General features: G+C 36.3%; 15 protein-coding genes and 1 riboswitch. Of the genes, 3 read left to right on the forward strand and 12 right to left on the reverse strand.

What is annotated here, in order from left to right:
• Positions 1 to 175 precede the first annotated feature (175 nt).
• Entirely contained in the window at positions 176 to 1,936 is a 1,761-nt protein-coding gene (locus tag CJF12_RS17190) for an ABC transporter ATP-binding protein (RefSeq protein ID WP_034685246.1), read from the forward strand.
• A gap of 73 nt (positions 1,937 to 2,009) precedes the next feature.
• Here the strand turns inward: CJF12_RS17190 and CJF12_RS17195 are convergent, their stop codons facing one another.
• From CJF12_RS17195 to CJF12_RS17220, 6 genes are all read right to left on the reverse strand, one after another.
• On the reverse strand, positions 2,010 to 3,788 hold the full coding sequence (locus CJF12_RS17195) for a GEVED domain-containing protein (protein WP_034685248.1): 1,779 nt from the start codon (positions 3,786 to 3,788) through the stop codon (positions 2,010 to 2,012).
• Between the two features lie 158 nt (positions 3,789 to 3,946).
• Positions 3,947 to 6,310, reverse strand: coding sequence for a patatin-like phospholipase family protein (locus CJF12_RS17200; RefSeq protein ID WP_034685250.1), 2,364 nt, complete (start codon positions 6,308 to 6,310; stop codon positions 3,947 to 3,949).
• Between the two features lie 64 nt (positions 6,311 to 6,374).
• Complete coding sequence (locus tag CJF12_RS17205; RefSeq protein ID WP_034685251.1) at positions 6,375 to 6,989, reverse strand: class I SAM-dependent methyltransferase; 615 nt, start codon at positions 6,987 to 6,989, stop codon at positions 6,375 to 6,377.
• A 74-nt stretch (positions 6,990 to 7,063) separates the two neighbouring features.
• A complete protein-coding gene (locus tag CJF12_RS17210; RefSeq protein ID WP_034685253.1) occupies positions 7,064 to 7,657 on the reverse strand; it encodes a hypothetical protein in 594 nt (197 codons plus the stop codon).
• A complete protein-coding gene (locus CJF12_RS17215) occupies positions 7,644 to 8,117 on the reverse strand; it encodes an RNA polymerase sigma factor (RefSeq protein ID WP_034685254.1) in 474 nt (157 codons plus the stop codon). The genes CJF12_RS17210 and CJF12_RS17215 overlap by 14 nt, the downstream gene beginning before the upstream one ends.
• Complete coding sequence (locus CJF12_RS17220) at positions 8,117 to 8,968, reverse strand: alpha/beta fold hydrolase (protein WP_034685256.1); 852 nt, start codon at positions 8,966 to 8,968, stop codon at positions 8,117 to 8,119. Before CJF12_RS17220 ends, CJF12_RS17215 begins: the two co-directional genes overlap by 1 nt.
• Before the next feature lie 396 nt (positions 8,969 to 9,364).
• Here CJF12_RS17220 and CJF12_RS17225 point away from each other — a divergent pair, with 396 nt between their 5' ends.
• The gene (locus CJF12_RS17225) at positions 9,365 to 9,586 is read left to right on the forward strand and encodes a hypothetical protein (RefSeq protein ID WP_228379095.1); all 222 of its coding nucleotides are present in this window, start codon (positions 9,365 to 9,367) and stop codon (positions 9,584 to 9,586) included.
• Between the two features lie 63 nt (positions 9,587 to 9,649).
• Here CJF12_RS17225 and CJF12_RS17230 read toward each other — a convergent pair whose 3' ends face one another.
• The 4 genes from CJF12_RS17230 to CJF12_RS17245 form a co-directional block, all read right to left on the reverse strand.
• The gene (locus CJF12_RS17230; protein ID WP_034685258.1) at positions 9,650 to 10,942 is read right to left on the reverse strand and encodes an MFS transporter; all 1,293 of its coding nucleotides are present in this window, start codon (positions 10,940 to 10,942) and stop codon (positions 9,650 to 9,652) included.
• A gap of 21 nt (positions 10,943 to 10,963) precedes the next feature.
• Complete coding sequence (locus tag CJF12_RS17235) at positions 10,964 to 12,376, reverse strand: hypothetical protein (RefSeq protein ID WP_051887302.1); 1,413 nt, start codon at positions 12,374 to 12,376, stop codon at positions 10,964 to 10,966.
• Between the two features lie 101 nt (positions 12,377 to 12,477).
• Entirely contained in the window at positions 12,478 to 13,746 is a 1,269-nt protein-coding gene (locus CJF12_RS17240; protein ID WP_034685261.1) for a sensor histidine kinase, read from the reverse strand.
• Complete coding sequence (locus CJF12_RS17245) at positions 13,743 to 14,420, reverse strand: response regulator transcription factor (protein WP_034685263.1); 678 nt, start codon at positions 14,418 to 14,420, stop codon at positions 13,743 to 13,745. Before CJF12_RS17245 ends, CJF12_RS17240 begins: the two co-directional genes overlap by 4 nt.
• A gap of 261 nt (positions 14,421 to 14,681) precedes the next feature.
• Here CJF12_RS17245 and CJF12_RS17250 point away from each other — a divergent pair, with 261 nt between their 5' ends.
• Positions 14,682 to 16,769 carry an outer membrane beta-barrel protein gene (locus CJF12_RS17250; protein WP_034685266.1) on the forward strand — a complete coding sequence of 696 codons (2,088 nt, stop codon included), beginning with the start codon at positions 14,682 to 14,684 and terminating at the stop codon, positions 16,767 to 16,769.
• Positions 16,770 to 17,201: 432 nt separating this feature from the next.
• On the opposite strand, the gene ribB is transcribed toward CJF12_RS17250, so the two are convergent.
• Together ribB and CJF12_RS17260 are read right to left on the reverse strand one after the other, a co-directional pair.
• Positions 17,202 to 17,849: a 3,4-dihydroxy-2-butanone-4-phosphate synthase gene (gene ribB, locus CJF12_RS17255; RefSeq protein ID WP_034685268.1), complete on the reverse strand. Its 648-nt coding sequence runs from the start codon at positions 17,847 to 17,849 to the stop codon at positions 17,202 to 17,204.
• Positions 17,850 to 17,939: 90 nt separating this feature from the next.
• Positions 17,940 to 18,065, reverse strand: a riboswitch (FMN riboswitch).
• Positions 18,066 to 18,207: 142 nt separating this feature from the next.
• The gene (locus CJF12_RS17260) at positions 18,208 to 18,672 is read right to left on the reverse strand and encodes a DUF1772 domain-containing protein (protein ID WP_034685272.1); all 465 of its coding nucleotides are present in this window, start codon (positions 18,670 to 18,672) and stop codon (positions 18,208 to 18,210) included.
• Positions 18,673 to 18,785: the final 113 nt, after the last annotated feature.

Below are 18,785 nucleotides of genomic sequence, written 5' to 3' on the forward strand. Positions count from 1 at the left end.
TTTGAAATAAAATATACTCTATTTTAGGAATAGCTGATTAACAGATGATATTCATATTTTAAATAATTGATATCGCTGTTTTTCTATTATTATTTGGGTTAGTTGTTCAGGCTTTCAAATTATAAAGTGTTATTTTTGCAAAGAATTTATTTAATTCTTTTCTTCAATCCGTACAATGAAAAAACAAGATACCTGGGAAATTATTAAAAGGCTTTTCTTTATCGGGATGAAATTCCGGTCCTGGTTTATCCTTACCCTGATAATTTCTATAATACTATCAATAGTTTCTACTTACAGACCTTATCTGACCATGCTAGTGGTAGATAATGATATCACCAAGCTACAGGATAAGGCTTTAATGATGAAGCATATCTATATCTTGATAGGATTGGTTTTTGCTGAAACTATTTTAAATTTTTTCTTAGTTTACTTTTCTAATTTTATTTCCCAGAATGTCATCAGAGATATCAGAGAAAGGCTGTATGCCAAGCTGATTTATTTCAGAACTGCATTCTTTGACAAAACTCCGATAGGACAATTGGTAACACGTGCTGTAGGTGATGTGGAAACCATTGCTACCGTATATACAGATGGCTTTCTGATGGTTTTCGGAGATATCCTGAGAATCGTATTTGTATTGATTATGATGTTCAGTACCAATGTTCATCTCAGTTATATCACGCTTGCGATCCTTCCTTTGATGGTAATGATTACCAGATTTTTTCAAAAAAGATTGAAAAAAGCCTTTGGAGATGAAAGAACCTGGACTGCTAATCAAAACTCTTTTGTTCAGGAAAGATTAGCGGGGATGCCGATCATTCAGGTTTTCAACAGACAGGAGGCTGAATTCAAAAAGTTTGATGTCATCAACATTAAATTGAAGGATGCTTTGTTAAGAACGGTTTTCATATTTTCATTGTTCTTTCCTGTAGTAGAACTTATTTCTTCACTTTTTATTGGTTTTATCCTGTTTTACGGGGGGTATATTACCATTAGTGCAGGGGTGGTGATCGCTTTTATCCAGTATATTTCAATGCTAATCCGTCCATTGAGACAGATTGCCGACCGTTTTAATAATATTCAGCGTGGGATTGTAGGAGCCGAGAGAGTTCTTGGAGTCATGGATGAAGATTATGCAATGCCTAATCATGGTACGGTAAGCAAAGACCATTTTGATGGTAAGATTGAATTTAAAGATGTACGTTTTGCTTACGATGAAAAGCAAGAGGTTTTAAAAGGAATTAATTTTAAAGTAAATCCTGGAGAAACAGTTGCGATTGTTGGAGCAACCGGAGCTGGGAAATCTACTATTATCAGTTTGATTACAAGACTATATGATATTAATTCAGGTGAGATTTTTATTGATGATGTAGAGCTTAAAGATTATGAGTTGTATAACCTGAGAAGTCATATTGGAGTTGTATTACAGGATGTTTTCCTGTTCCACGGAAGTATTTTTGAAAACCTTGCTTTTGGAGATGATAGCATTACTTTAGATAAAATAAAAGCAGGTGCCAGGGAAATTGAAGTGGATGAATTTATTCAGCAGCTTCCGGGCGGTTATGATTATGTAGTAAGTGAAAGAGGTTCATCGATATCATTAGGTCAGAGACAGTTATTATCTTTCCTAAGAGCCTATCTGTCTGATCCAAAAATTTTGATTCTGGATGAAGCAACTTCTTCTATTGATCATGAAAGTGAAAAGCTGATTCAGAGAGCAACGGAGAAGATTACAAAAAACAGAACTTCCATTATTATCGCACACAGACTTTCAACTATTGAAAAAGCGGATAAAATTATTGTAATGGAACATGGGAAAATAGTTGAGGAAGGTAAACATATGGAGCTTCTCAATAAAAACGGATATTATTCCACCTTATATAAAGCGCAGCTTAAACATGAGGTAGAAATGGAAGAAGAAAAACATAATTCATAAAGAATTTCCCTTAGAGGGATTTCAATAAAAAAGAGAGCTGTGAGGCTCTCTTTTTGTATAATTACTGTTGGTATTAGAATTTTAATTTCTTGGTGATTACCTTTCCGTTTTCCAGTGTTGCCCTTACGGTTACAACAATATTTTTCGCATTTAACGGAATAGTAGACTCTAGAGATCTGAGATTAGACTGAGTAATGAGTACCCTTCCCGAAGCATCATAAATATTTAGAGAAACGATTTTCACATCACTTTTTACATACACTGAATTTTCTACTTTGGAGATATCAGCTAAAATTTCCTGAGTCTCTTTGGTAGATAAGGTACGTGGCTGTATGATCACAGAATAGTCTTCAACCTGTCCATATCTTGGAGTATAGCATGCTGTAACTGCTGTACCGTTGAAATCCCCAATCACTCTCATTCGTAAAGGAGTGTTAGTGACAGCGTTGGATGGAGGAGTTACCGATGCTGTAGCCACTGAGTTATTGGCTACGTTGCTTTGGTTAAGAACCAGCTCTGTTGTTTCATTGAACTGGCCATCGTTGTTATAATCAATGTATGCTTTAATAATATGGGCATTACTTGTTCCCGGTGCCACGGTAAGAGTGGTGGCAGTTCCGGCTTGTATTGTGGTTTTAGAAGTTCCTAAACAATAGTTACCTGTAAAATTCTCATAAAAATTATTGGCAGCTGCTTTGTAGTTGGCTGAATAATTATTGATGCTTCCAAATTGAACAGAAGTAACTCCAATATTAAAGTTTCCAGGATTGGTAATAGTGGAAGGAGTACAAGCGGTTACTAAGGATACTGAATTATTAGCCGGTGTTCCATTAGCTGCCGGAGAATTAATCAAAGATTGTCTGTATTGAAGAAGCTGAGCGGTTGCTCTGTCAGATTGCCCCTGTGTAAAAAGATCCCTGAAGCAGAAGGTATAAGACATAACATTTCGTTCTCCGCCGGCATACAGCTGATTTGTACATGGATTAATTTGTCCTGTCTGACAGGTATAGGGAACTGATGAATGGTAAAGGCTTTTCATAGGTTCCGTATCACATACTAGATCTCCCTGAAGCGTACAATCCGTATTAGTAGGACAGGCTCCCGTAGAATCGTTAAACCCTTCATGGGTATGGCGTAATCCTAATGCATGCCCGAATTCATGAGCCAGAGTTTGCGCATTAACTGCGGATGCATTGGTTGACATAAAAGAATAGTCATTACTTCCACCGGGATAATAAGCGAAACCATTTAATGTTCCTGCATTAGAAGCTAATTTTTTAACAACATAAATATTGTAATATTTACTGGTATCCCACATGCCCAGGCTCGTAATCTCAGATGCTGTTACTGCATTGGCTGTATTGTCGTTGTTGACACCGCCGCTGACATATTTAGGCAGGTTGGATGCATTGATTCTATTGATCCCATTCGTGGAGTTACAACTGGGATCAATCTTGGCAAAAACAAATTTTACGGGTAACTGGGCGCTCGAGGATGACATTCCGCTGGATGAGTTCCCTGAGAAAACCCCGTTCGTATAGTTTACCCAGGCAATGATATCGGCATCAGATTTATTATTGACAGAACCTACAGGACTACCGTCTCCTACGACATGGACAACGATAGGGATCTCGTATATCTGATTTTTATTTAGAGTCGATGCCAGTTTTCCACTTTTGATGAGCTTTGACAATTCTAAATTAAATGCATCATCTTGTGCTTTTTGTTCGGGAAACCTCTGATAATGCTTTTTCATTAACTCATCAGTTCCACATTCAATGATCTCAGTGTTCTGTGAGTAAAAAGGGGACCATGATATACCCAGAATAATAGAGAATAATAGTTTTTTCATAATGTTATTGATATTTTTATTGATTTAAGTGATTAAATTAATAAAAATATCAATAACAGGAGAATTATTTAAAATAATAATCCAGAGTTGATAACTAACTTATTCCTGGCTCCAGTCCAATTTTTTATTTCAGAATAAATTCCTTTTATAGATAATAATTAGAATTTAAAACCAATACTGAAATATGCCCTCCAGAGATTCAGTACATCATTTCTCGATATATTGATGTTGATAGGTCCTAGAAGAGATTCGTATCCCAAATTAAGCCCATAACCGATAAGTTTGGTATTGCTTTTAAAAGGGGAGAGTTCATCGCTTACCGCAGCGTAATGAAATGATGGGGTGAGATAAAGCTTGTGATAAATTCTATATTGAACTTCAAGGCCAACTTTGGCAACAGAATTTATAGGGATTTCTTTTTGCCTGAATCCATTAAACTCTGGGCTCATCCCGTCAAAATTGTATTCGCTCCCCCCAAGGTTAAATTTTTGATTGAGAAAAAAGTAAGGGGCACCGTCTGAAGGTCCCAGGGTTTGAGGCGAGAAGCTAGTTCCTAAAAATGCGTTGGCTTTTATGGCAAACCTCTTACTCAGAGGTAAGATATAGTTTTCATTTAAAGTAAGGCTAATAAGATTTTTGGGTTTGTAATATTCTTCGGACCCGGGATTCAAATAATCATACAATTCAGGCTGTATTTGTTTCAAATCATATAATCCGTACTGATCTCCAAAATAGTATTTGGTAATAAACTGTAAATTGTTTCCTGAAGTGGGATAGTATCTTTTATTAAAATTGTTTTGGTTGAATTTAAAAAACAGATCGAGATTCGTGTGATAATATACTTTCCTGCTGTATAAATCTGTAAAGGTCTGGCTGATCCTGTCAACCGACCTATTCAATTTTTCCGCATTAAAGTTTAAACCGAACGATGCCACGGCATTAGGATGAACAGAATAATTGATGGCTGTGCTGGCTTTAATGTTTCTGTAGATATAGTTAGGGAAAAATAAGTTATTGCTAGCGTCGTGATTGTCGGAAAATCTTAAGATAAGGTCATTACTTTTTAAGAAAGAAATATTTCCTTCCAAACTTACCCACCAGCGATAGTCGGTATCCAGAAATTTTTGAAACTGTAGACGGGCCTTGAAACGTTCAGAGATATCCACAGTGGCCAATGCCCGGAATTTTCCTTCAGCATAATCACGGTAGGTATAGTTGAGGATAATTCCTACAGACTGCTCATTATCATAATGAAGTGCTAGTTTAACGGCACTTTGTGCCGCTCTTTTTACGAAAATATTCATAATCAAACCATCTGGGGAGTCCGTATAAGTGTAATAAACCCTGTCATACTGTTTCATCCCGAAAACCCTGTCGATAGCAGCATTGATTGTCTTGGCATCATAATATACACCTTCTTTCAGTCCCATCAGGCTTCTGATTGCCTGGATTTCTGATGGGTTACTTATGGGAGTTCCGTTATCTTCATTGTAGGTGAACTGTATAGTAGGTTTTTTAACTTCTTCAATCAGTTTGTGATCATAAATAATACCCAGCCTTTTTTGTTCATTAGCAAGAGCTACAAATTCCGGAAGATGTCTTTTTGCTTCCTGCTCACCGATTTTAATGATCTCTTTATATTTTCTGAAATCTTTGGTAGTAATATCGTTAAGAGGAGTGACAAAATCGACCATAATATCAGACATTTTCTTTTGTTCATTAAAATCCTGAACAGAATGGAAAGCATGGGTCTGGTAAATCATTTTCATAGGATTTTTGATCTCTTCTTTGGTGAAAAGTCTGAATCCTGTGTAGCCTCCGATGACATATTCAGCTCCCATATCTTTTACTTCCTGTACCGGAAAATTTCGGTCTAATCCTCCGTCTACAAGCAATCTTCCATCGATATATACGGGTGCAAAAGCTGCAGGAATAGCTAAAGTAGAGCGGATAGCCAATGCGAGAGATCCTTTTTTCTGCATCACAAGCCCTCCGTTAACGATGTCTGATGAGGTGAGCTCTACAGGGATCGGCAGCTTACTGAAATCATTGATATGTTTTGCGGGAAAAGTAAGGTTATTGAGTACTTCACCCATGTATTGACCTTCTATATAAGAATCGGGTAATGATGGCTTTCCGCCGATGATCGGAAACTCAAGGATATATTTATTGTACTCGTCCTTTTCGCTGATGTTGATTTGGTTATAAGGAATTTTATTGCTTAGAATTCTTCTCCAATTCATTCCATATACCATCTCCTTTAATTGTTCGCCATTGTATCCCATACCATATAATCCTCCAAGAATACCACCCATACTGGTACCAGTAATATAATCTATCTTGATGCCAAGGGAATCGATGGTTTTTAAAATTCCGATATGGGCAAATCCTTTTGCACCACCCCCACTGAGTGCCAATCCAAATTTCGTATCTTTAGTAATAGGGGTTGGCTTTTTTATTGAATCTTGTGCATAAAAGAAAGAGAACAAGGATAAAAGTAAAGCGGTAAGGAATTTTTTCATTTTGATAATATTACTTCTGGATCAATAAAAGGCTACTTAGTTTTTTTATGAAGCAGTGATCTTGCTACCGTTTTTTAAAACTACAGAATGTGAAATTTTGGGTAGTGCCGAAAGGGGTTATATGATCTGATGAGGTACATTTTATTGTTTCGAAGTGATTTTCAAATTGTTTTTCCATAGACTCTTCACTATACTGGCGAATGGGCAATCCACTGCATTGAGCGGGACCGTTTTTGGAAAAAGTACCAATCACCATAAACTGATTGATGCTTTTTTCGGCAATTGCAAGATATTTTGAAATTTGGTCTTGTTCTGTCAGAAAATGAAAAGCAGCTCTGTCATGCCAGATATCATAATGGGTTTCAGGCTCAAACTCCGCGATATCTGTTGCGATGAAGGTTACTTTTTCAGCTCTGCTTCCTAATCGCTTTTTAGCCTTTTCCAAAGCTTTTTCGGAAATATCTAATACGGTAATATTATGATATCCTTCATCAAGAAGAAAATCAACAAGATTACTGTCACCACCTCCGATATCAATGATACTGGCATCTTTGGAAAGACCAAAAGAAGAGATGAAATCAAGCGAAACCTGAGGTTTTTCCTGTGTCCAGCTTACCTGATCCGGGCTCTTGGTTTCATAGACCGTTTCCCAGTGACTTTTATCGGTTGACGAACTCATAATAATATGTTGAATTTAAACAGGAGCTAAATTACAAAAGACATGATGATAGAAGATATTTTATATCATTTTTTTTATTCTTTTAACTGTTTGTTAATACTTTCGAATTTTTTGATGAGCTCATTAAGCTTCGTTTGCTGTTTTCTGATCGTTCTGGGTCTTATATAAAACCAGTTGAATCCTACCCATAATAAGGTAATTCCATACGTGACGATAGCCATTAAGAGTGTCACTCTTGAAGTATATTCATACATATATAAGCTGATTCCACCGGTTAGCATGATAAAGTATATATTGATCATGGTGGTTTCCATAAACCTTTGTTTGTTTTTCAGAATGTAAAGACTCTGTAAATATTCACTACTGGTTTGGGTATCATCTGTCTTATAAAAAAACATAAATAATTTATTGTAAGCAGCCAGATAAACAGCCATGGCTAAAATAGTCAGGACAATTCCGATTTTAGTACTGGTGAACTGTGGTTGATAATGAAACCAGATCAAACCGATGAAAATGCTGGTTGCGACTAATAAAACGTTGGTAATAACCAGTTTTCGTAAACTTTTGTTTTTGAAATGTTTTAACTTATTCAGTAAATCGTCAATGTTAGGCTTGTTTGACTTTTGCTGCTGCCATATATTTTTGAAATCGATATTAGTAGGTTCCATTTTCCTTAAACTTTTGCGTTAACTTTTCTTTTATTCTATGAATTTTTACCCTTACATTGGATTCGGAAAGCCCTATGATATTGGCTATTTCTGCCTGTTTTACTTCCTCCAGTTCCAATGAAATAATGATACGATCGGTTTCAGGAAGTTCTGAAATAAATTGGTAAAGAAGCTGAATCTCAGTTTCTAAAGATTCTTGTTTCTTTTCTTCCAAATTGAAGGGTAAGGAAGCCTTTATAAATCGTTTTTCTTTTTCTATCTGTCGTAAACAGTTATTGGATGCTATTCTGAAGATCCAGGTTCCTATATTGGATTCATTCCTGAATTTCGGCAGCTGCTGCCATACAATAATAAAGGTTTCCTGTGCGAGGTCCTGTGCGAGCTCAGGATCATTGACATATCCCATGCACAAGCGGAATATCTTTTGCCAATAGAGGTCATAAATTTTTTCAAATTCCATTATTGAGCGGATAAGAATTTATTTAATTGGGCAAAATACCATTCCTTATCGTCATACATGATAAAGTGTAACCCTTTGTTAGCGTATTGGAAATCTGCATTTTTCAGGTTTTTATACTGATCTTCAATAGCTGGTTTAAAATTAGTAAAATAAGACTCCAATAAAATAAGAGAAGGACACTGTATATTTTTTATTTTTTCCCGTAAATCGGTGTTAGAAAAATCACAATACATGGCTGCAAAGGTTTTTCTATCAGATTTTATACTCCAGCCGATCACCGTTTCTTTCATTGTCGTGTCCGCTAAAAGCCTTGGGATAGCATTGTTTTGCATCTGGCGAAACTGTTCATCCGTCATGGATGTCATTTTCGTAATCATAGAAGAGCAGTCATTATTTTCTTTAGAAACAAAAGAGGGATCCATCAGGGCAGATAAGCAGGGTAATGCATCTACAATGATAATCTTTCCGATTAAATCAGGATAGTCTGCGGCAATAGCCAATGCTAAACCCCCGCCCATACTATGCCCGATAATGATAGGCTTTTCAATTTTGTGATCTTTAATATAAGTTGCAATGCCATCTTCCCAACTTTTGAAACTTGCATCAGGTTTTGGCTGAGCTCCTGCAAATCCAGCCATAGTTAAAGTATAGCACGTGAATGTTTTATCAAATTTTGCTGTTGTTTCTTTCCACACTTCTCCTGAGGAAGCAAACCCCGGAATGAAAATTAAAGCTTGTTTACCCTGTCCGGTTTTTTGCACTTCAAATGGATAAGATTTTGTCTGGCCAAATACATTGACACATAGAACCATGAATAATAATAAGATGGTTAAGAAGATTAGTTTTTTCATTTTTTCTAAGTTTTAATGGTTTATTTGCCTTTTAGATACAAGCCTTGATAAAATGTTACAAAATTTTTTAATTAATTAAGAATATTAACGGAAATGCCGATGAATGCTTGTTAATTCTAAAAAAAAATTAACCAATAAAGAATGGAAGAATACCTGATATGGGCTGCTTTGTCCTCATTTCGTGATGATTACCTATATTTTTTTTACAATTATTATGCTATCCCTACCATAATAGGTATAGTTTTTGCAGCGTATTGAAATTAATAAAAATTTAGTGAAGCCTGCTGTTTGTATTCAGAAATTCACTAAATTTAGTATGAATTCATAATTGCCCCTCGAAAATGGAAGGGGTGCTATGAATAAAGTTGAAGTTTTTTAATTAAACCCAAAATACCAATGAATAATATAAATAATATACAAGATGAATTTCAAGTCCTAAGAGACGAATTGAGAAAGTTGAATATCGAAGTGAAAAAAGTAGTGAAAGTAGGAAATGGAAGTATGGACTTTCATGAGGTATTCTATAAATCGCCGAGATATGAAGAGGTAAAAACAATTTATGTGCAGCGTCACAATTTAGATGAGCTTATTGTCAAATTCAGAGAAGCTTATAGCTAAGATAAAATAAAGGACGCGCCACAGAATTTCTGTGGCGCGTCTTCTTAATGATCAATATATTTCTTAGTCCTTATTCAGTGTCGATGTTTCTTTAGTGTCTTTCATTCGGACATAAACAACCAAAGAAAAGAAAATACAGGCAGTAATGTACCAATAAAAATAAGATTCCATATCAGCCTGTTTCAGCCAAAGAGCAATATACTCTGCAGTTCCCCCAAAAATAGCAACCGTTAAAGCATAGGGTAGACCCACACCCAACGCTCGCACTTCTGATGGGAAGAGTTCAGCTTTCACTACAGCATTAATGGAAGTGTATCCACTTACAATAATTAAAGCAGCCATAATTAAAAAGAAAGCTCCCCACATAGAAGTTGTGGTGCTCAAAGCTGTAAGCAAAGGAACAGTACATAGAGTACCCAGGATTCCGAAGCCTAACAACAGAGGTCTTCTCCCGATTTTATCCGACAGACCTCCAAAAACAGGTTGAAGACAAGCAAAAATGAATAATGAGATAAAAGAAATCAGGGTAGACTGTTCTTTTGTAAGATGAACGGTATTTACCAAAAACTTCTGCATATAAGTCGTGTACGTATAGAATGCCAATGTTCCTCCCAAGGTTAATCCTACTACAGTAAGTAAAGCTTTAGGATGCTTAAGAAGTTCTTTAATCGTTCCTTTTTTCTTTTCATTCATGTCTTTTTTATTTTCAAACGCTTCGGTTTCATGAAGATTAGCTCTTAAGTAAAGTGCAATTACCGAAAGTGCGGCCCCGATGATGAAAGGAATTCTCCAGCCCCAGTCTTCCAGCTGAGCCTCTGTGAGAAGTACTTTTTGTAATACCAATTGAATTCCCAATGCAATCAGCTGTCCTCCGATGAGGGTGACATACTGAAAGCTTGAATAGAAACCTCTTCTGTCCTCTGTTGCCATTTCACTGAGATAGGTTGCTGATACACCATATTCTCCACCTACACTTAATCCTTGTAACAATCTTGCGATTAAAAGGAGGATAGGTGCTAAAATTCCTATGGTTTCATATGTTGGCGTAAGAGCAATAAGTAAGGAGCCGAATGACATCAGTAGAACAGAAAGAGTCATCGCTCTTTTTCGCCCTATCTTATCAGCAATACTGCCGAATAGCCATCCACCGATGGGACGCATCAGAAATCCTACAGCAAATATTCCTGCGGTATTCATCAGCTGTGCATTAAGGTCGGAATCCGGGAAAAATGAATTGGAAAAGTAAATGGCGAAAGCTGCATAAGCATACCAGTCATACCATTCGACCAGGTTTCCTATTGAGCCGCCGACAATGGCTTTGATCCTTTGGGCAGTAGTAATCGGAGTAGTATTCATATAAATAAGATATTAAATTTTTTAAAGTGTAATTTGGAGAGATAATAAAAACTCTCCTTTTCTATCGAAAATAGTTTTGGATACGATGTCGTATAAAGGCCTGCTGCTGTATTGGGCAACAATTCGTGCATTTTGTCCATAGAGATAAAAGCTGGCACCAACATCATAATAGCTGCCGCTTTGATTAAGCGCTTTCATATCTTTCAGTGCATAATTGAAAAAAGGCTGAACCTTGAGAATCGTACTGAACTTAGGAAGAACAAAACCTACCTGCGAAAACCAGATATTTCCGGTTCCCATTAAAACTCTGTTATTTCCCGCACCTTCCAGAGCTCTTTGTCCGGTGAAAGTAGGATCTGGTGTTCCCGGGTTTAGTAGTCCGCTCATTCTTAAATAATTAGGTCCGTAATTGTAGTTGTAAAAAACAGAATAAAGGGTGAGCCCCATTTCTTTCTTCTTATCACCAAGAGGAATTTCGGAATAAACATCGGCTCCAAAGATATTAGCAGAATGAGATTGGAAGACATTTTCTGAAGGTTGGGTTTGTGTAGCATCTTTGTTAGCATAGAAACCGGTTCCGATATTCAGAATTTTTTTAGTAGCGAGATAATTCCCGGGTAAAAAGGCTGTAGTAGTAGTTTCCTTATTGAAGAACTGATAGAAGACATATCCGGCATAAGATAATTTTCCACTTTGGTTATTATCTACGGCTGGTCCTCCAACGGTAGGCTTTAGACTGGTCGCAAAAGGCTTATTAATGCTGAATCGATAGTTAAGTCTGTCTAATTCTCCATGAACAAAGATTCCCAATTGTCTTGAAAACTGATCTGCTATTTCTATCATGGGAAAATTAAAGATTGGAAGGTCACCTGCCAGCATTTTGGTACTGCTAGCGTTGGTTAAACGGCTTACCCCATTCCATGAATGGAGACCGGCTCCCAGATAGAGGTTATATTTATTGGGCTTTCCTGTATAAAAATTATTTCTGGGGATAATAGCTAATTCATTATACGCATCATGCATGAAAAAAGGTGCTTTTTTCCCGGCCCCACTATTTCCGGTTCCGGTTCCACCTCCGGAGATAAAACTCTGATTGTTGATTCCCATTTGTAAAAAAACAGAATAAAAAGGAGTGATCTGGCTTTGAATGGTTACCCTCATTCTTCGTATTCCTGCATCGTAGGTCTGATCCTGTGGAACTCCATTAACTTGGGTTCCAGGATTGTTGTCAATACTACGTAACCATATTTGGCTTGAAATCCCAAATTTCAGCCATTTATCACCTTCTGGATTCAATTTGATTTTGAGTTCCCCTACATCTAAAGGGTTTTTCTCAGGAAGAACTTTTTCAGAACTTTTATCAACCCTTACAGTATCCTGTCCGTAGGTATAAGATAGGACAGTTAAACTGAAAATGAGAAATAACTTTTTCATTGATGTTTTGTTTGCACCTAAACAATATATAAATTCTGAAGAAATTCTGAAGTTTTGATAAGATTTGAATATTTGTTGTTATCTTTTTGTTTTTCAGTGGTTTATTTTATGAAATTGACTCTTAAAGTGTGCTGGTTGTTCTCAAAATGATAAGAGATTTCTGTGTTGTAGATCTCCAAAATCTTCTTCACGAGGGCCAAACCGATCCCGATAGAGTTTTGATTGGGGTTTCCACGCTTGAATCTTTTAAATAATTCTTCCGTAGGAATAGAAGGTGGATTTCCGGTATTTGAAATCTGGAAATATTGATCTGTAAGTATAACGGAGATCTTTCCGTGATCTATATTATGTCTTTTAGAATTATTGATGAGGTTGTTGATAACAATGGTAGCTAAATTTTTATCAAAATTAAGATATACGTCCTCCTGTATATCCTTGGTCACGGTTAGATTCTGAATTTCAAACAGATCTTCAAAATAATAAATCCGTTCTTTAAGCAGTTCCGAAAAATTAACGAGGTGTGAATCGCTTTTCTCAAAATGATCCAGTTTTGCTAAAAGAATAAGCGATTGATTGATAGATGAAAGTCTATCAAGTTCATCATTCATGGAAGAAAGAGTTGTCAGTTGGTTTTCTGAAAGCTCACTGTCCATCAACAATTCTATTTTTCCTTTGATCGAAGCTAAAGGGGTTTGCAATTCATGGGAAGTATTTTCAGATAGTTCCTCCAATAAATGATAATCTTTTTTAGAGCTTTCAGACATTTTGATGAGGAACCCGTTCAATGATTTAAATTCTTCAGTTTGGGTCTCCATCAGGTTCATGGGACGGTTGTCTTTCAGTCTGAATTTTTTTATTTCATCCATGGCGTGATAAAACGGTTCAAGGATTTTTTTAGAAACCAAAACACTTACGATAATCGTAAGAATGATCAGGAATACCATAATCCAGGCAACAACCATGATGAGGCTTATCAAAAAATGATTTTCGATAATGGTAATATACCGGACACTTGTGATCGCATATTTTTTCTGATGAATGACCGGATAGGTGACTACGGTAATTTTGTTGATATAAGATTGTATACTTTTATTCCAGATGTATTTTTCTTCGATAATTTTTTCCTTGGCATTTTTAGAATTGGCAGGAAGGAGTTTCACCTGGGTTTGGCGATGATGAAATGTAAGATAGTCATACGTGGAATCTTGTTCCAGTTTGTGAGTGACATACTCATTTAAATCTTCTAATTTAAGGATAGCCGAACGCATGGTCGCCCTTTCAAAGGCAAAATACAAAATGGTAAAACCTATAGTAAGTACGAAGAATACCAGGATGGTAAATGCTCTTGCAAAACGGAAACTTAAATTCATTTGTCAATCCATTTATAACCTAGTCCATACACCGTCTGCAGGTAATCTTTTCCGCCGGCATCAAGAATTTTTTTCCGGAGGTTTTTTAAATGCTGATATACAAAGTCTATATTATCAATACTATAAGTGTAATCTCCCCAAAGATGGCTTGCAATAGCCTGTTTAGAAAGCATTCTGTTTTGATTATTAATGAAATAAATCAGCAGATTCAGTTCTTTTTTGGTAAGGTTAATCAGCTGATCATTGATTTTGCATTCTTTAGATTCCAGATCAATCGTAATTTCATTAAAATTAAGATGCCGGTTCGTTTCGGGAGTTTTTCTTCTTAAAACGGCTTTTATTCTAGAATGAAGTTCCGGCAAGGAAAAAGGCTTTGTAATATAATCATCGGCTCCGTCGTCTAATCCTGTGAGCTTAGTATCCAAAGAATTTTTTGCAGAAACAATGATGACACTTGCCTGGGGAGCAACGTTTTTGATGTGCTTTAAAAGTTCCAGTCCATGACCATCAGGAAGCATGAGGTCCAAAAGGATACAGTCATACTCAAAAAGCTCAATTTTTTCTAAAGCTTCTTGAGCATTTGAAGCGACTTCACAGATATAATCTTCTTTCTTTAGATAGTCTGTGGTATTCGCAGCGAGCTCTTTATGGTCTTCAATGATAAGGATTTTCATACGAAAATATTAATCCGAAATAAATTATTACGGGCTTAAAGATATAAAAAAACCATTCTAATTTTTATAATGAGTGCTTTTGATGATCACTTTCTTATTGGCACTCAGCCTTTAAACAGATATTTTAAAACAGTTTGAGCTTTTAATTTTTCATAATTGGGCTCAGTAATATGGAATGTAGCATGATGCCAATATTCCAATGTAACAATTGAGCTGTATGAATTGTTCTACTTTATATTATTACTTTATTCCATTTATGTTATGAAAAAAATTATAGGAGCTGTTCTTTTTCTTTGTGGAGCTTTTGTTTTTTCACAGGAAAATGTTAAAACAGATACGGTGGATCATACAAAGACAGCAGAAATCCAGGAAATCATTATAAAATCTCAGCGTAAGAAACAATTTGCAGATAAATCGGTATATACTTTTGATAAAGCTGCCTTGGAAAAAGCCCGGTATGCAAAAGATTTGCTGAAGACATTACCGGAGTTGCAGCTGGATCCTGTTTCCAATACGATTAAAAGTACCAAAGGAGGTACCTCGCTTTTTCTTATTAACGGAATTGAAGCGACGGATATGCAGATCCGGAGTGTGGCTCCCAGTGAAGTAGTAAAAGTGGAATATTATGATATCCCTCCGGCACGATGGGCAACCAGAGCAGATACGGTAATCAACATCATTACCCGATCCAATGAAACCGGATATGTTTTCGGGACTGACGTTAGCTCTGCATTGAACACAGGGTTTGTAAATGGATCTGCCTATGCTAATTATACGAAAGGAAAGAATAATTTTGGCTTGGAATATTCTATTAATTTAAGAGATTATGATAACAGGAAAGTCCATAGCATTTATGATTATCAATTAGACAACAGCCGTTATCTTTCGGATGAGAATAAGACGGATCATTTCGGATATACTTTTCAAAATGTTGCTTTAAGATATACACGTATGGTTCCTGATCAATATTCTTTTCAGGCAAAATTAAACATGGATATTTTTAACAGCTTCGTTAAAGGAAATGGGCAGAGTGTTTTCACCAAAGATAATACTACGGAAGAACATACCATGATGAAAAGAGGGGCTACAGATTATGTAACACCCACTCTGGATTTGTATTTCTCCAAAAATCTGAGTAAAAAAGATGAATTAAGTCTGAACCTCGTGGGTTCTCATTTTACAACCAATACTTCCGAGTTTGCGAAAGAGTGGGTGACTGCCACGGGAAATTCAGTTTTTGATAATGATATGAACCTCAAGGCCAAGCAAACGGGCTTTGTGGGAGAGGTTGCCCATACCCACGATTTTGAAGCTGGAAAGCTTTCTTCCGGTTACCGGATTTCCACGACTTCTATTTCTAATGATCTGCAAAATTTGGTAGGATTCTCCGAATACAAAGTGAATTATCTGGAACAATATTTTTATACGGAGTTTTCCGGGAAAATTAAAAAATTCTCTTACCGGCTTGGAGCAGGTCTCACCAATATTCATAATAAAAGTGCCGAAACAACATTCGATGAGTGGTCTATTACGCCTAAAGTAATCTTAGGCTATCAGCTGAAGGGAAATCAAAGTCTCCGCCTGACAAGCAGTTATAAACCCAAAAGTCCATGGAGTGCAGCGCTCAGCAGCAACGTGGTTCAAATGGCTCCCAATATTGTACAAAAAGGAAATCCTTTTCTAAAATCTCAGCTGACATGGGGAAATAATCTGATCTATTCATTTAATAATAAATATTTTGATTTTAATGCAAATGCTTTTTATTGGGACACGCGTCGTACCATTAATCAGTTTTATGTCTTAGACGAAACTTTGGGCGGTTATGCACTTACCTATGAAAATGCAAAAAGTTCGAAACAGTACGGGGTTCAGCTTACGGGTTCTTATAAACCTTTTGGGAACAATCTAGTTGTTGTCAAAGCGGCGATATCCCCTTCCTCCGAAACGGTAAGAACCAGTAAAGGAGCCTTGATTAAAAACAATTATGTAGAAAACAACTTTGTCATTTCTTCGGAATATAAATCGTTTTCCATTGAATATCAGGTGAACATTCCGGTGTTTAAATTAAGTGGAGCCTTCCTCAACACCAACGAAAATGCTAATCATATTTTTGCAAGCTATAAACACAAAGACTGGACACTCTCTACAGGAATGTATTGGATAGGAATGCCATCTGAATACAAGACCAAAAGTCTTCCGGAAAGTCTGGTTAATTACTCCAGAACCAGCCAGATTATGAATAACAAGTCGATGTTTGTTCTCGGATTCAGTTATGATTTCTCCAAAGGGAAGAAGACTGATTTGCAGAAAAAACTCAATAATTCAACAGCTCCTGCAGCCACTTTCTAATGATAGATTTATTGATAACCTGAGTAGTGAAGAATCTTAATATTAAAACATTAAGAAATAATAAGCTATTAAGATCATTAAGAGATTTCTCACTGCGTTCGAAATGACAGAATATATACATATCAAGGTATTAAGAATATAACCATGCAGTTTGTCATTCAGAAACGGAGCGTAAGCGAAGTGAAGGAATCTCGATGATGTTGTTGGTAAGGAGGCAAAATCGTTGAATTGCAAAATAGTAAAATCGCTTATAAATAATACATAAACTTTGTCATTGACTGCGTCTAATCTTCGATTTCAGAAACGGAGTGTAAGAGAAGTGGAGGAATCCTTAGAGTATATTTTGAGTATAATGAAATGCTAGAGGCTATTGATCATAAAAACAGCTCCGGAAATCTCCGGAGCTGTTTTCTGTACGTTAAATAGGTCGATTTAGTTTTGGCTGATCATCCTGCGGTAGGTATGAATATCTTCAATCGTGACAACGCTCATTCCTTTTTTTATGGCAAAGTCTACGATTTCCGGTAATCGTGCCATGGAGCCGTCTTCATTGGTAAGCTCACAAAGGACCGCATCATCACCCAGGTTGGCCATTTTTACAAGATCTACACTTCCTTCCGTGTGACCCCTTCTTTCAAATACACCCCCTTTTTTGGCTATAAGCGGGAAGACATGTCCCGGACTGGCAATATGATCGGCTAAAGCATGTTCTGCAATTGCTGTTCTGATCGTTGTTACCCGGTCTTTTGCTGAAACACCGGATTCAACACCTTCTCTGGCTTCAATAGAAATGGTAAATGCCGTCTGATTTTTACTGTTATTGGTTTCTACCATAGGACGAAGTTTAAGATGTTTACTTTTTTCTTCTGAAATACATAAGCAGACTATGCCGCTGCATTCGCGGATCAAAAGCGCCATATCTTGTTCTGTGATGGTAGAGGCGGGAAAGATAATATCGCCCTCGTTTTCGCGATTTTCGTCATCCACTAAAAGGATTCCTTTGCCTTGTTGTAATTTTAAAAGTGCATTTTCTACACGTTCTCTGGAGGAAACTCCGAATTTTTCTAATAATTTTTCCATGTTATTTTACTTTAAAAGTTAAAATACACTTCGGTACATGGAAATGAAATACAACACAATAAGTCCATAAGATAGCCTTATTGATTGTTTCATTTTCTTCTCCCATCCAGACTTTAACTGTCGGTTTTGGAATTTCACCAAATCAGTCCTTTAATGAAAAAGGAGTCGCGGACTGTAACCGCCGGTAGGGAATTGCACCCTGCCCCGAAGAAAACTTATGCTAAGTTTTACTGTATGTTTTGTTTAATTGTTTTTTAATTCATTAATTTCTATTTAACGCACAGACTGCTAATTTCGGGAAGTTTTTTGAAATGAAGAAGAGGTTTCTATAATTATTTTAGCAGGATCGGCCTGCTTTTTATCTATATATTTTATGCAAAGCAATACTGGAAAAAAGTACTCCTGTTAGTAATAATAATGAACGAACCCAATTCATTCTGCTCCATTCTTTCAATGCTTGTGTTGCAGTTTCCGGATCAATCGGTTTTTGTACGAAAAGAATATGGTTTCTTGGAAAAAAATAAGTGACTGTTAATACATCGGCTAGTATAAAAAGGATGAAAGCTGAAACCACATACACTTTGGTCTGTGGATATGAATTCCATAATACAATGATGGTAACCAATCCAAGGAGATGGTAAAAGGTTCCTGCTATCTTAAAAAAATCTCCAGGTGTTTTTTGTTGAAAATAATATCTTGCTGTTTCAAGTGAGCTGGGAATGCTTCTTCCCCAGTTAGGTGCATCAATAAGAGAATTATAAATATTAACAAATAATATCCCACTTCCAATAATGATGTATATGAATAAAATAAAAGGTCTCATAATTTATTGTATTATAAGACAAAATTAGGGTATGGAGAAATTTGAAAATTGTATAAATCGGTCTTTTTTTAGGCGATTTATGAGAATGTTAATTAAAATGTTTTAAGATATCC

Origin of the sequence: Chryseobacterium piperi (genome assembly GCF_002285635.2) — a bacterium.
Classification (GTDB): domain Bacteria; phylum Bacteroidota; class Bacteroidia; order Flavobacteriales; family Weeksellaceae; genus Chryseobacterium; species Chryseobacterium piperi.